At 71.9% G+C, this 12262-nt stretch carries 12 protein-coding genes; 7 read left to right on the plus strand and 5 right to left on the minus strand.

Annotated features, from left to right (window positions below):
- Positions 1-21: 21 nt before the first annotated feature.
- The 3 genes from ACWD35_RS11095 to ACWD35_RS11105 all read left to right on the plus strand — a co-directional run bounded on the left by ACWD35_RS11095 (position 22) and on the right by ACWD35_RS11105 (position 2522).
- Positions 22-1227: an FAD-dependent oxidoreductase gene (locus ACWD35_RS11095; protein ID WP_451350891.1), complete on the plus strand. Its 1206-nt coding sequence runs from the start codon at positions 22-24 to the stop codon at positions 1225-1227.
- A gap of 157 nt (positions 1228-1384) precedes the next feature.
- Positions 1385-1843 (plus strand): Crp/Fnr family transcriptional regulator, encoded by a 459-nt coding sequence (locus ACWD35_RS11100; RefSeq protein WP_451350892.1) that lies wholly within the window; start codon positions 1385-1387, stop codon positions 1841-1843.
- Positions 1844-1868: 25 nt separating this feature from the next.
- On the plus strand, positions 1869-2522 hold the full coding sequence (locus tag ACWD35_RS11105; protein WP_451350893.1) for a CBS domain-containing protein: 654 nt from the start codon (positions 1869-1871) through the stop codon (positions 2520-2522).
- Between the two features lie 33 nt (positions 2523-2555).
- Here the strand turns inward: ACWD35_RS11105 and ACWD35_RS11110 are convergent, their stop codons facing one another.
- Positions 2556-3257 carry a CBS domain-containing protein gene (locus ACWD35_RS11110; protein WP_451350894.1) on the minus strand — a complete coding sequence of 234 codons (702 nt, stop codon included), beginning with the start codon at positions 3255-3257 and terminating at the stop codon, positions 2556-2558.
- Between the two features lie 122 nt (positions 3258-3379).
- The gene (locus tag ACWD35_RS11115; RefSeq protein WP_451350895.1) at positions 3380-5098 is read right to left on the minus strand and encodes a sensor histidine kinase; all 1719 of its coding nucleotides are present in this window, start codon (positions 5096-5098) and stop codon (positions 3380-3382) included.
- A gap of 372 nt (positions 5099-5470) precedes the next feature.
- On the opposite strand from ACWD35_RS11115, the gene ACWD35_RS11120 reads away from it, so the two are divergent.
- Entirely contained in the window at positions 5471-5926 is a 456-nt protein-coding gene (locus ACWD35_RS11120) for a pyridoxamine 5'-phosphate oxidase family protein (RefSeq protein WP_451350896.1), read from the plus strand.
- A 22-nt stretch (positions 5927-5948) separates the two neighbouring features.
- Here the strand turns inward: ACWD35_RS11120 and ACWD35_RS11125 are convergent, their stop codons facing one another.
- Positions 5949-7019 carry a zinc-dependent alcohol dehydrogenase family protein gene (locus ACWD35_RS11125; RefSeq protein ID WP_451350897.1) on the minus strand — a complete coding sequence of 357 codons (1071 nt, stop codon included), beginning with the start codon at positions 7017-7019 and terminating at the stop codon, positions 5949-5951.
- 252 nt (positions 7020-7271) lie between these two features.
- On the opposite strand from ACWD35_RS11125, the gene ACWD35_RS11130 reads away from it, so the two are divergent.
- Positions 7272-7637, plus strand: a complete 366-nt coding sequence (locus ACWD35_RS11130) for an STAS domain-containing protein (RefSeq protein WP_451350898.1) — start codon at positions 7272-7274, stop codon at positions 7635-7637.
- A 29-nt stretch (positions 7638-7666) separates the two neighbouring features.
- Here the strand turns inward: ACWD35_RS11130 and ACWD35_RS11135 are convergent, their stop codons facing one another.
- Positions 7667-8539: a universal stress protein gene (locus ACWD35_RS11135; protein ID WP_451350899.1), complete on the minus strand. Its 873-nt coding sequence runs from the start codon at positions 8537-8539 to the stop codon at positions 7667-7669.
- 24 nt (positions 8540-8563) lie between these two features.
- Positions 8564-9469, minus strand: a complete 906-nt coding sequence (locus ACWD35_RS11140) for a universal stress protein (RefSeq protein ID WP_451350900.1) — start codon at positions 9467-9469, stop codon at positions 8564-8566.
- Between the two features lie 193 nt (positions 9470-9662).
- On the opposite strand from ACWD35_RS11140, the gene ACWD35_RS11145 reads away from it, so the two are divergent.
- Together ACWD35_RS11145 and ACWD35_RS11150 are read left to right on the plus strand one after the other, a co-directional pair.
- On the plus strand, positions 9663-11375 hold the full coding sequence (locus ACWD35_RS11145; protein WP_451351095.1) for a SulP family inorganic anion transporter: 1713 nt from the start codon (positions 9663-9665) through the stop codon (positions 11373-11375).
- Positions 11376-11499: 124 nt separating this feature from the next.
- Entirely contained in the window at positions 11500-12189 is a 690-nt protein-coding gene (locus tag ACWD35_RS11150; RefSeq protein ID WP_451350901.1) for a CBS domain-containing protein, read from the plus strand.
- Positions 12190-12262 lie beyond the last annotated feature (73 nt).

Here is a 12262-nt window from a genome sequence, read left to right on the forward strand (position 1 = left end):
GACGCGAGGGGGAAGGCGTACATGACCACAGACGCTCATCACAAGGTCCTCATCGTGGGCGGAGGAGCTGCCGGAGTCAGCGTCGCGGCCCGCCTGCTGCGCCACGGCATCCGCGACATCGGGCTCGTCGAGCCCTCTGACACGCACTACTACCAACCGCTGTGGACGCTGGTCGGCGGCGGCCGGGCCACAGCCCGGGCAAGCGCCCGCCCCCAGCGGTCCGTCTTACCGAAGGGTGTCTCCTGGATCCGCAGCCGCGTGGAGACCGTGGACCCCGAGGGGCGGACGGTCGGTACGGCCGACGGGAGGACCGTCGGCTACGACAGGCTCGTCGTCTGCCCCGGCATCCAACTCGACTGGGACAGGGTGCCCGGCATGGCGCAGGCTGTCGCCGCACCGCACACCTCCAGCAACTACGCCTACGAACTGGCGCCCAAGACCTGGGACTTGATCCGCTCCATGCGCTCGGGGACAGCCGTCTTCACCATGCCGTCGGGCCCGATCAAGTGTGGTGGAGCTCCCCAGAAGATCGCGTATCTCGCCGCGGACCACTGGCGCGAGCAGGGTGTCCTGAAGGACATACGAGTGGTCCTCGTGCTGCCCACGCCGGGCATGTTCGGTGTTCCGGTGTTCGCCGAGGAACTGGAACGGGTCGTGGCCCGCTACGGCATCGAGGTGCACAAGAACAGCGAACTGGCCGAGGTGGACCCGGACGGCCGCAACGCCATCGTCGTCGACCACAAATCCGGGAGCAAGGACACCATCCGCTTCGACATGCTGCACGTCGTGCCGCCCCAGTCGGCACCCGACTGGCTCAAGGCGAGTCCGCTGGCCGATCGCGCGGACCCCGGCGGCTACGTGGAGATCGACAAGCACACCATGCGTCATGTGCGTTACCCCGACATCTTCGCCCTCGGCGACGCCGGCTCATCGCCCAACTCCAAGACCGGAGCCGCGATCCGCAAACAGGCACCGGTCGTCGCCCGCAACGTCAGCGCCGGCCTCGCCAGTGCTGAGCCGCTGCCCGCCTCGTACGACGGATACTCCTCCTGCCCGATCACCACCTCACGGCGCACCATGCTGCTCGCCGAGTTCGACTACACCCTGCGACACCGTCCCACCTTCCCCGTCATCGACACGACCCACGAACGCCGCGACATGTGGTACCTCAAGCGCTACGGACTGCCGTTCCTCTACTGGAACCTCATGCTCCGCGGACGCGCCTGAAACCCGGCCGCAGGCCGAGCCGTGCGATGCCGCACCGGCCGCGCACCTTCGTCCGGCTCGGGGGCCGAAGGGCCCCCGGCCGGGTCCGAGTGGCCCTTGGTGCCCGGTGCCGGGCGCGCCCACGCTGGGTGCAGAAGACGTGAAGGGAGCCGGTGCGATGACCTCCACCACCACCATGAGCGCGGCTCTTGAGCCCGTGCACCGCGAACGGCTGACGCGGATGGCCCGTGAGGTCTCCTTCGAGGCCGGGGCCCGCCTGTTCGAGGAGGGCCGGCGCGCCGACCGTTTCTGGATCGTGCGCACCGGCACCGTCGCCCTCGACCTGCACGTGCCAGGCCGCCGGCCCGCCGTCATCGACACCCTTGGTCACGGTGAGCTGATCGGCTGGTCCTGGCACTTCGAGCCGTACCTGTGGCAGTTGGGCGCCGAGGCGACGACCCCGGTACGGGCCTGGGAGTTCGACGCCGGGGACGTGCGGGCGTTGTGCGCCGAGGACGCCGAGTTCGGCCGGGCGATCGCCGTCTGGGTCGGGCGCGTGGTCGCCCAGCGGCTGCACGCCTCCCGGGTCCGGCTGCTCGACCTCTACGCCCCCTACGGCAGCGGTGGTCAGGTGTGAGCCCAGGTCCGGTGAGGAGAACCGCATGGACAGCAGCCCGCACCGGGTGAGTGACGTGATGACGCGCGCTGTCGTCGCCGTGGGCCGCGAGGCCCTGTTCAAGGACATCGTCGAGTGCATGGATGAGTGGAAGGTCAGCGCGCTTCCCGTGCTGGAGGGCGACGGCCGGGTGGTCGGCGTGGTGTCCGAGGCCGATCTGCTGCCCAAGGAGGAGTTCCGGGACAGCGATCCGGACCGGTTCACCCAGCGGCGCCGGCTGTCCGACCTGGCCAAGGCCGGGGCGGTGACCGCCGAGGAACTGATGAGCACTCCGGCTGTCACCGTCCACGCGGACGCCACCCTCGCCGAGGCCGCGCGCATCATGGCGCTGCGTCACGTCAAGCGGCTGCCCGTCGTCAACGCCGAGGGCCTGCTCGAAGGCGTGGTCAGCCGCGGGGACCTGCTGAAGGTGTTCCTGCGCCCGGACAACGACCTCGCCGACGAGATCCGGCGCGACATCGTCGACCCCCTCTTCCCGGCCCCGGTCGAGCCCGTTCACATCGTGGTCACCGACGGCGTCGCGACCCTGACGGGACGGGTGGAGGACGCCACCCGGATTCCTCTCGCCGCACGCCTCGTGCGCGGCGTCGAGGGTGTCGTGAGCGTGGACTGCCGGCTCACCGCGGCCGGCACGGAGTGAGACCGCCCCCTCTCGCGGGTCCGAGGCTCCGTGTCAGGGCGTGTGGGCCCGGTCCGCGTCCGGAAAGTCGGGGTCGAGGTTCGGACGGCGGGGCGGTCCGGCCAGGGCGCAGTGGACGTCCACCACGCCCGCCACGGCCCGTGCGAGGCGCGCCGCGACCGGGACCAGAGCGGTCTCGTGGACCCCGCCGGCCAGCGTGACGACACCGTCGCGCACCTCCACGACGACGGTGGTGGTGTGCGTGCCGAAGAGAGGCACGACGACCTCGCGCCGGACCTCCTCGGCGATGTCCTCGTCGTCCCGCAGGAAGACCTTCAGCAGGTCGGAGCGGCTGACGATGCCCTGCAGAGTGCCGTCACGGCAGACGACCGGCAGCCGCTTGACGCCGGCGCGGGCCATGATGCGTGCGGCGTGGGCGAGTGGGGCGTCGGGCGCCACCGTGACGGCCGGCGTGGTCATCAGCTCGGCGGCGGTCACGGCGTCCGCCTTGCGGGCCCCGGCGAGGTGCTGCGCCTGCCCGCTTCGGCCGGTGTCTGCGGCGCGGTACTCCTCCTTGGGCAGCAGATCGGCCTCGGAGACGACTCCGACGACGCGTCCCGCGTCGTCCAGCACCGGCAGGGCGCTGACCCGCCACTCGCGCATGGCCTTCACTATGTCCTTGAAGGCCGCCCCGCTTCGCAGGGCGACTACCCGGTGGGTCATCACGTCGTTCACGAGGGCCGGAGTGCTGTTCATGGCGTCCTCCAGAGGCTCGGGTCCCGCCTTCCGACACCTCCAGGCTGCGGCTTCGGACCCGGTCGCGCATGGGCCGAGTGGGCCCGACCCCCTGCCCGGGAGGCCTAGGAGGCCTAGGAGGCCTATTCGGCGGGCAGTGGGACGTGCCAGTCCAGTACGGCGCCGCCGCCCTCGGGGCTGGTCACCTCGAGCCGCCCGCCGAGCTTTTCCGCCCGCTCGGCCATGTTGAGCAGTCCGCTGCGCCGGCCACCGGGCGGGATGCCCGCGCCGCCGTCCGAGACCTTCAGGCGCACCTCGCGGCCGTCGGTCGTCAGGACCACCTGGGCCCGGTCGGCGTGGGCGTGCCGGGCGATGTTGGTGAGGGCCTCGGTCAGCACGGCCACGATGTCGTCGGCGATCCTGGGCGGCACATCGGTGTCGACCAGGCCCTCCATGCGCACGCTGGGCGCGAAGCCCAGCACGGGGGCGGCCTCACCGACCGCACGGACGACCCTCGCCCGCAGTCCGCTTGCGGCAGTGCCCTCCCGTGCCCGCAGCCCGAAGATCGTCGACCTGATGATCTTGATGGTCTCGTCGAGGTCGTCCACGGCCCGCAGCACGCGCTCGGAAGCCTCCGGGTGTTCGATGAACCGGCCCGCGCTCTGCAGGGTCATCCCGGTGGCGAACAGCCGCTGGATCGCCAGGTCGTGCAGGTCCCGGGCGATGCGGTCACGGTCCTCCAGCAGCGCGATCTGCTGGGCGTCCTGCCGCCGCTCGGCCAGCTCCATCGCGATCGCGGCCTGGGCGGCGAAGCCCTGCAGCATCTCGGTCTCCTTCTGCAGGAAGACCGGCCGGCCGGCTTCCCTGGCCACCAGGACCACCCCTCGAACGCCGCCCGCACCCGTGCCGATCGGGACGGCCACAGCGGGGCCGAGCCCGCCGAAGCGCGGCGGCTGAGGGGAGATCCGAGAGTCGCGGATGACGTCGTCGCTGGTGACCGGGGAAGCGGCGGTGTACGCCAGCCCCATCAGGCTTTCGTCCATGGGCAGCACCAGTCCGCGGTGTGCCTCGGCGCCCACTCCGACGGCGATCTCCACGTTGATCGACTTCGTGCCCTCCATGGGCATGGCGACCGCGGCCAGGGCCGAGCCGGAGATCTTCCGGGCATGCTCGGCGATCAGCCCCAAGGACTCGGCGCGGTCGCTGCCGGACATCAGGCTGTGGCCGATCTCCGCGTTCGCCCGCAGCCAGCGCTCCCGCAACCGGGAGTCCTCGTACAGGCGGGCGTTGTCGATGGCCACGCCGGCGGCCACGGCCAGCGTGGAGAGCACCGACTCGTCCTCCTCGTCGAACTCCAGCCCGCCGCGTTTCTCGGTCAGGTACAGGTTGCCGAAGACCTGGTCGCGGACCCGGATCGGGACACCGAGGAAGCTGTTCATCGGCGGGTGGTGCGGCGGGAAGCCGTACGAGGCCGGGTGCTGTGAGATCTTCGCGAGCCGGAGCGGCTGCGGGTGCCGGATCAGCTCGCCGAGGATCCCGTGGCCTTCCGGATAGGGGCCGATCGCGGAGATCTGTTCCTCGGTGACGCCCACCGTGTGGAAGTCGGACAGCCGTGTGCCGTCCGGTCCGATGACGCCGAGGGCGGCGTACTCGGCGTCCACGAGCGCCGCAGCCGCCTCGACGATGGAGTGCAGGGCCTGCTCCAGGTCCAGTTCCCGGCCGACGGAGAGGACCGCCTCCAGCAGACTGTGCACGCGATTCTGCGTGCCGCGGGCCGCGTCGATCCGGGCCTGCAGCTCCTCCAGCAGCTCGTCGAGCTTCAGCTGTGGCAGTCGTACGCGGGGCTCCTCGGGGCCTGTCACCCCATCCCTCCTGCTCCCGTAGGCGTGCGGACCCGGTACCCACGGGTCACCTCCACCGTATCCGTCCCGGGCGCAGGACCGTACGTCGGAGCGGCAAACGGCCTCTGCGACGCCGGTGGCTCCGGTGAGCGGGCCCGAGGACGGCCGGCCCCCGAGCGAGGGCCGAACGGCACTGGAGAGGCGGGAGGCCATGGGCGACAGTGCAGTCAGGAGCGGCACCGATCCCCCGCGGTGTCGCTCCACCGACGAGGCGCCACAGCCCGCACCCGGGCTTGATGCCACCGAATCCGCCGTCTCCGCCGTCTCCGCCGTTCCCGCCGTTCCCGCCGTTCCCGCCGAGCACAGAGCCACGCACCCGCGAAGAAGCCAGCCATGATCCGTGAACACGATTCGAGGAAGCGCCGCATCGACCTCGACCGGGCCGAGGCACTGCGCCTGCTCGGCAGCGTGCGCCTGGGCAGGGTCGTCTTCACCCGACAGGCGTTGCCCACCATCCGCCCGGTCAACCACATCCTGGACAGCGGTGACATCGTGATCCGTACGCACGAGGGCGCGGCCCTGACCTCGCATGCCCGGCAGAGCGACAGCGCGGGTGTGGTCGTCGCCTACGAGGCCGACGCGATCGACCCGGACACGCATCTCGGCTGGAGCGTGGTGGTCACCGGCTACGCCCGCCTGGTCACCGATCCCGCCGAACTGGCGCGCATACGGGGGTTGTTGGATCCCTGGGTGCCGCAACAGGGCATGGACCAGGCGGTTCGCATCCGTCCCGAACTGGTTTCGGGTGTGCTGCTCACCGGGAGGGACGCGGCGCAGGAGCGTAGCTGAGCTGCCGGCCGCCCCTTCTCGGTCAGGCCGTGGGAACGGCCACTTCCGCGTGCTGCTCCCCGCCGAGCACCACCTTGAGCGCGCCCGTCCGGGCGGCCCGGGAGAAGACGTCGTACGCCTCCTCCATGTCGTCCAGCGGGAAGGTGTGGGTGACCAGTTGCCCGGTCGGCAGCCGGCCTGCCGCGGCCATCCGCAGCAAGGTGGGCGTGGAGTAGGTGTCGACCAGGCCGGTCGTGATCGTCACGTTCTTGGCCCACAGGTCTTCGAGGTGCAGCGTGGCCGGCTTGCCGTGCACGCCGATGTTGGCCACGTGGCCGCCGGGGCGGACCATGCGGGTGCACAGCTCGAAGCTCTCCGGTACGCCGACCGCCTCCATGACCACATCCGCGCCGAGTTCGTCCGTCAGGTCGGCGACAAGCTGGGCAGGTGCCTCCCGTACGTCGGCCACGGCGTCGGCGCCGAGCCGTCGGGCGGCCTCCAGCCGGGCGGGGGCCAGGTCGACGGCGATGATCCGCTCGGGGGAGAACAGGCGGGCCGTGGCGATCGCCGCGAGGCCGATGGGACCGGCACCGACGACGGCGACGGTGTCCCCGGGACGTACGCGGCCGTTGAGGACGCCGACCTCGTAGGAGGTCGGGAAGATGTCCGCGAGCAGGACGGCGTCCTCGCTGCGCACGGCGCCCGGCAGCGGATGCACGGACAGGTCGGCGTAGGGGACGCGGACGTACTCGGCCTGCGTGCCGTCGACGAGGTGGCCGAGGATCCAGCCTCCGCCGCCCCGGCACTGGCCGTAGCAGCCGTCCCGGCAGAACCGGCACCGGCCGCAGGGGGTGATGCAGGAGATCAGCACCCGGTCGCCGGGCCGCACGGTACGTACGTCGCTGCCGGCCTCGACGATCTCGCCGACCGCCTCGTGGCCGAGGACCGTGCCGGGGCGCACCTCGGGCAGATCGCCTTTGAGGATGTGCAGGTCCGTCCCGCAGATCGTCACGACGCCGACCTTCACGATCGCGTCGGTGGGTTCCTTGACGGCGGGGTCCGGGACGTCCTGCCAGGATGCCTCTCCGGGACCGCGGAAGACGTAGCCCTTCATGGCTCTCCTCACCCTCTTCGGTCGGTCCGCCGCGGGATCCGTGGCTTCGGCAGGGTGCCGGAACCGTCCCGCACGTTCAGCTTCGCCAGTGGGCGGGCGGTGCCGCTTGGGCCGTCCGGCCCTCGCGCCCGACCGGAGGGTGCCTGTCGAAGGCCGCGGCCCGCCGTGAGGCTGTGCGGTACGCAGAACGGACGGGCGAGTGGGGCCGGACGGCCCTATCGCCCTGTCCGGGATTCCGGGTTTGCTCTCCTTATGTCCGAGAACGACATGGCCCGCGTGTCAGATCCCCACACCGAACCGGACGTGGTCGTGGCCCATCGTGCGGCCGACGCGGCAACCGTCATATCCCTGCACGGCGAGATCGACCTGCCGGCGGTGTCCGCGCTGTCGGAACGACTCGACGCGCTCACGGCGCACCCGTGCCCCGACCTGGTCCTGGATCTGCGGCCGGTCACGTTCATCGACTGCTCCGGGCTCGGGATCCTGTGCCGCGTGCGCAACCGGGTACTGGCCCGGCGGGGACGGCTGCGGCTGGTCGCGGAGAGTACGGCCTTCCGGCGGATGCTGCGGGCCACAGGACTGGGGGACGTCTTCGAGCTGCACGCACGGCTTCCGTGAAGGGGGTCGCGGCGCGTGCGCTGACGACGTCAGGAGAGTTCGGGTACGACAGCCACCGGGCACGCCCCGTGGTGCAGCACCCCGTGGGCGACGCGGCCCAGCGGAAGGCCGAGGTGGCCGTGGTGGCGCCGGGAGCCGATGACGAGCAGGTCGGCCTCGAAGGAGACGGCGACCAGGGCGTCGCGGGCGTGACCCTCGACGGCGCGACGGTCCGTCTCGAGGTCGGCCGGTGTGTCGCGCAGGGCCTCCTCCAGCAGCTCCACAGCCTGCTGTTGCCGGACATGTGCCGGCTCGCCCGCGAGCAGCTGGTGACCGGTGGTCGCGTGCGCCGGGCGCCGCCAGGCCCGTACGGCTGCCAGGGGCACTCCGCGCAGGGATGCCTCCTCGACGGCGAACCGTACGGCGGCCGAGCTCCCCGGCTTCTCGCCCACCCCGAGGGCGATGCGGCCCCGGGCCCCGACGCGGGCTTGGTTGTCGTGACTGCCGCGCAACACGATCACGGGGCAGTGCCCGTGCCCGGCGACCGCAAGGCTGACGGAGCCGAGGAGCGCCTCGGCCACCCCGCTGCGGCCCCGGCAGCCGAGCACCACGGCGAGAGCGGTGCTGCTCTCCCGTACGAGCCCGTGGTCCGGCTCGTCGGGCAGCACGTCGGTGGTGACCTCCACGCCCGGCTGGCGGTGCTGGGCGCGCTGCTCTGCGGTGCCGACGACGTCCCGGGCCATCACCTCCTCCAGCGGTTTGCCGAGTTCCTGCGCGAGCAGGGCGCCTTCGTAGCGCTCCCAGAGGGAGGCGTACACGAGCCGGAGCGGTGCTCCGCGCAGGGCGGCCTCGTCGGCGGCCCAGTCGACAGCGCGCAGACTCGGTTCGGAGCCGTCGACACCGACGACGATCGGACGGTCCATCGTGCTCACCGTTTCCTTGACGGGTCAGTCGTGCGGAACCACGGCGACCGGGGCCTCGACGTGGTGCAGGACGGCGTGCGCGACGTGGCCGATATGGGTGCCGAGGCGGCCCGTGCGGATGCGCCGGCCCACGACGGCCAAGGAGGCCTCGCGGGAGGCGTCGACGAGTACCTGCGCGGCGCTGCCGGACCGGCTCACCTCGATCACCTCCACACCCGGGAACTTCTGCCGCCAGGGGCGCAGCACCTCGGTCAGGGCGGTGGCCTGCTCGCTTGCGAGCGTGCTGTACAGCTCCGCGTCACCGTAGAAGCGGTAGAAGGAGGTGGGCGGCGCGCTCCAGCCGTGCACGACCCGCAGGGACGCGTCGCGGCGCACGGCGGCGTCGAAGGCGAACTCCAGCAGTGCCTCGTCCGGGCTGCCGGTGTCGAGGCCGAGGACGACCGGCCGGAAGGGGGTCGCGGCGGAGGGCACGCCCGCCGGGTCCATCTGGTGCTCGTCGGCTGCCTGCTCTCCGGCCCGGACCAGTATCACGGGACGTTCGGCACGGGCGATCACGGCCAGGCTGACCGAACCGACCACGAACCCGCCGATCGCGCCGAAGCCGCGCGAGCCCAGCACCATCAGCTCGGCGGAGTCCGCCGCCTCGATCAGGGCCTCGGCCGGGTCGCCGGTGAGCCGATCGGTGATCACCTCGACACCGGGGTGGCGCAGCCGCAGCCCCTCGGCGGCCTCACGGGGAACCTCCTCGGTCCACTGCTGGAGGGTCTCGGCGCCGAGCAGCGGGGCCTGGGCCACGGGCTCGGGCAGCGGCTCCCAGACGTGGACGACCTTCAGCGGAAGACCCCGCAGCCGTGCCTCGCGCGCCGCCCATTCGGCCGCTGCCCGGCTCTCGGGCGAGCCGTCGAGACCTACCGTGACGGTTCGGGGCATTGTCTCCACCTCCCGGGACGAGGATCCATGTCCAGCGTGGTGACACCGTGCCCGCCGGGTCAGGGGCCGCACGGCCCTGTGCGGGACCGACCGGCCCTGTCGGCGGAGGCGTCGGGCGTGCGGCGTGGGAACGATTACCAGGAACGAGTACCCCACACCGGTGAATACCGGAGCGGACGGCGAAGGGCAGCGCATGGCCGAAGGTGCGGACGGACGACCACCCGGGAAACAGTCCCTCCTGCCCGGGCTCCATGACCTGCTCGGCCACCGGCAGGTCTGGCTCAGGAATGACGTGCCCGCGGGGGTGACGGTCGCCGCGTATCTCGTCCCGCAGGTCATGGCGTACGCCGCGGTGGCCGGTCTGCCGCCGGTCTCCGGGCTGTGGGCCATCCTCCCCGCGCTCGCCCTGTACGCGCTGTTCGGCTCCTCACGCCTGCTGTCGGTCGGCCCCGAGTCCACGACCGCGCTGATGACGGCCACCGTGGTGGCTCCGCTGGCCGCCGGACACCCTGGGCGCTACGCCTCCCTGGCAGCAGCTCTCGCCGTCACGGTCGGACTGCTGTGCCTGGCGGCCAGAGCGGTCCGGCTCGGCTTTCTCGCGGACCTGCTCTCCCGCCCCGTGCTGATCGGCTATCTCACGGGGGTCGCGCTGATCATGATGGTGGACCAGCTCCCCCGCCTCACGGGCGTGCGCACGAGCAGTACGACGTTCTTCCCTCAACTGGCCTCCTTCTTCGCCCACCTGACGAGGATCCACCTCACGACGGTGGCCCTGTCCGCCGCAGTCCTTGTGTTCCTCTTCGCCATGGCCCGCTTCCTCCCTGCGCTTCCCGGGCCGCTGCTCGCCGTGGTCCTCGCGACGGCCGCCGTGGCCGCCTTCGACCTCGACCGCCGGCACGGGGTCGCGGTGATCGGCAGGGTCCCGTCCGGGCTTCCGGATCTCGCCCTGCCGGACCTCACCGAGGTGCCCCGCCTCGTGCTGCCCGCCCTCGGGGTCCTGCTGGTGGCGTACACCGACTTCATCCTCACGGCGCGGGCGTTCGCGAAGCGTGATGACGAACCGGCCCCGCTCGACACCAACCAGGAATTCCTCGCCCTGGGCGCGGCCAACCTGGGCGCCGGTGTGCTGCACGGTTTCCCCGTGAGCAGCAGCGCCAGCCGTACCGCGCTGGCGGCCTCGGCGGGCGCACGCAGCCAGGCGTACTCCCTGGTCGCCGGGGCGGCGGTGCTGGCCGTGCTGCTGTTTCTGAGCCCGCTGCTCACCCGCACCCCCGCCGCGGTGCTCGGCGCGCTCGTCGTGTACGCCGGCGTCCACATGATCGACCTCGCGGGCTATCGCCGGCTCGCCTCCTTCCGGCGCCGCGAACTCCTCCTCGCGCTGGGCTGCCTGGCGGGCGTGCTCGCTCTGGACATCCTCTACGGGGTCCTCGTGGCCGTCGGCCTGTCCGTGGCCGAACTGCTGACCCGGGTGGCCCGGCCGCACGACGCGATCGAGGGGCTGGTGCCCGGGGTCGCGGGCATGCACGACGTCGACGACTACCCGCAGGCACGCACGATCCCCGGGCTGCTGGTGTACCGCTACGACTCGCCCCTGTTCTTCGCCAACGCGGAGGACTTCCACCGCCGCGCGCTGGCCGCCGTCGGTCAACAGACCGAACCGGTCCGCTGGTTCGTGCTCAACACCGAAGCCAATGTGGAGGTCGACATCACCGCGCTCGACGCCGTGGACGACCTGCGCCGGGAGCTGACGGACCGGGGCATCGTGTTCGCCCTCGCCCGGGTCAAGCAGGACCTGCTGGACGACCTGGAGGCGTACGGCCTCGTGGAGTCCGTCGGCGCCGAGCGCATCTTCCCGACCCTGCCGACGGCGGTGGCCGCGTACCGGGCGTGGTGCACAGACCACTGACCACACGGAACGGGCGGCGGGAAGCCGAACGGCCCACCCCAAGGCCTGGTGGCCCATGGCTCGTGCGTCGGCGCCGGCACATGCTGGAGAGGCACCGCCCGCCGTAGACCTCACGGAGTTCACCATGTACGGCACCCCGCACATCGTCAGCGACGTCATGACCCACACGGTCGCCGCCGTCGGGCGGCGCGCCCCGTTCAAGGAGATCGTGCGGCTGATGCAGGACCGGCAGGTCAGCGCCCTGCCCGTGATCGAGGGCGAGGGCCGGGTGGTCGGCGTGGTCTCCGAGGCGGACCTGCTGCCCAAGGAAGAGCTGCGGGACGACCCCGGGACGGGCTACCTCCAGCTGCGTCGGCCGGTCGACGTGGCGAAGGCGGACGCCCTCACCGCAGGGGACCTGATGTCGTCCCCCGCTGTCATGGTCCGGGCGAACGCCACCCTCGCCGAGGCCGCGCGCATCATGGCGCGGGCGGGCGTCAAAAGGCTGCCGGTGGTGGGTGAGACCGGACTGCTGGAGGGCATCGTCAGCCGCGCCGACCTGCTCAAGGTCTTCCTGCGCGGGGACGACGACATCGCCGAGGAGGTCCGGCGCGAGATCGTGTCTTACCTCTTGCCGTCGCCGTCCTCGGCCGTCCGGGTGGAGGTGCACGACGGAGTCGTCACGCTGACGGGCCGGTTCCGCGACACCGCTCTGGTCCCGGTGGCCGCGCGCCTGGTGCGGGCCGTGGAAGGGGTGGTGGACGTGCAGTTCGACCTCGCGCGCGACGACCACGAAGTGGACGATCATGGAGCGAGTAGGGCCGGTCGGCCCTAGTCCACACGGCACCCGCGGATGGATGATCAGCCTCGTGGACCGCCCGTGGTCTGTCCGTCCCCGGTAACGAGAG

It is taken from the genome of Streptomyces sp. NPDC002671 (assembly GCF_053592475.1).

Excerpts from the sequence above, each read along its gene's own strand:
- ACWD35_RS11105 (WP_451350893.1), top strand. The coding sequence starts at position 1,869 with ATGGACAGCAGCCCGCACCGGGTGAGTGACGTGATGACGCGCGCTGTC.
- ACWD35_RS11100 (WP_451350892.1), top strand. The coding sequence starts at position 1,385 with ATGACCTCCACCACCACCATGAGCGCGGCTCTTGAGCCCGTGCACCGC.
- ACWD35_RS11150 (WP_451350901.1), top strand. The coding sequence starts at position 11,500 with ATGTACGGCACCCCGCACATCGTCAGCGACGTCATGACCCACACGGTC.
- ACWD35_RS11145 (WP_451351095.1), top strand. The coding sequence starts at position 9,663 with ATGGCCGAAGGTGCGGACGGACGACCACCCGGGAAACAGTCCCTCCTG.
- ACWD35_RS11140 (WP_451350900.1), bottom strand. The coding sequence starts at position 9,469 with ATGCCCCGAACCGTCACGGTAGGTCTCGACGGCTCGCCCGAGAGCCGG.
- ACWD35_RS11095 (WP_451350891.1), top strand. The coding sequence starts at position 22 with ATGACCACAGACGCTCATCACAAGGTCCTCATCGTGGGCGGAGGAGCT.
- ACWD35_RS11130 (WP_451350898.1), top strand. The coding sequence starts at position 7,272 with ATGTCCGAGAACGACATGGCCCGCGTGTCAGATCCCCACACCGAACCG.
- ACWD35_RS11120 (WP_451350896.1), top strand. The coding sequence starts at position 5,471 with ATGATCCGTGAACACGATTCGAGGAAGCGCCGCATCGACCTCGACCGG.
- ACWD35_RS11125 (WP_451350897.1), bottom strand. The coding sequence starts at position 7,019 with ATGAAGGGCTACGTCTTCCGCGGTCCCGGAGAGGCATCCTGGCAGGAC.
- ACWD35_RS11110 (WP_451350894.1), bottom strand. The coding sequence starts at position 3,257 with ATGAACAGCACTCCGGCCCTCGTGAACGACGTGATGACCCACCGGGTA.
- ACWD35_RS11135 (WP_451350899.1), bottom strand. The coding sequence starts at position 8,539 with ATGGACCGTCCGATCGTCGTCGGTGTCGACGGCTCCGAACCGAGTCTG.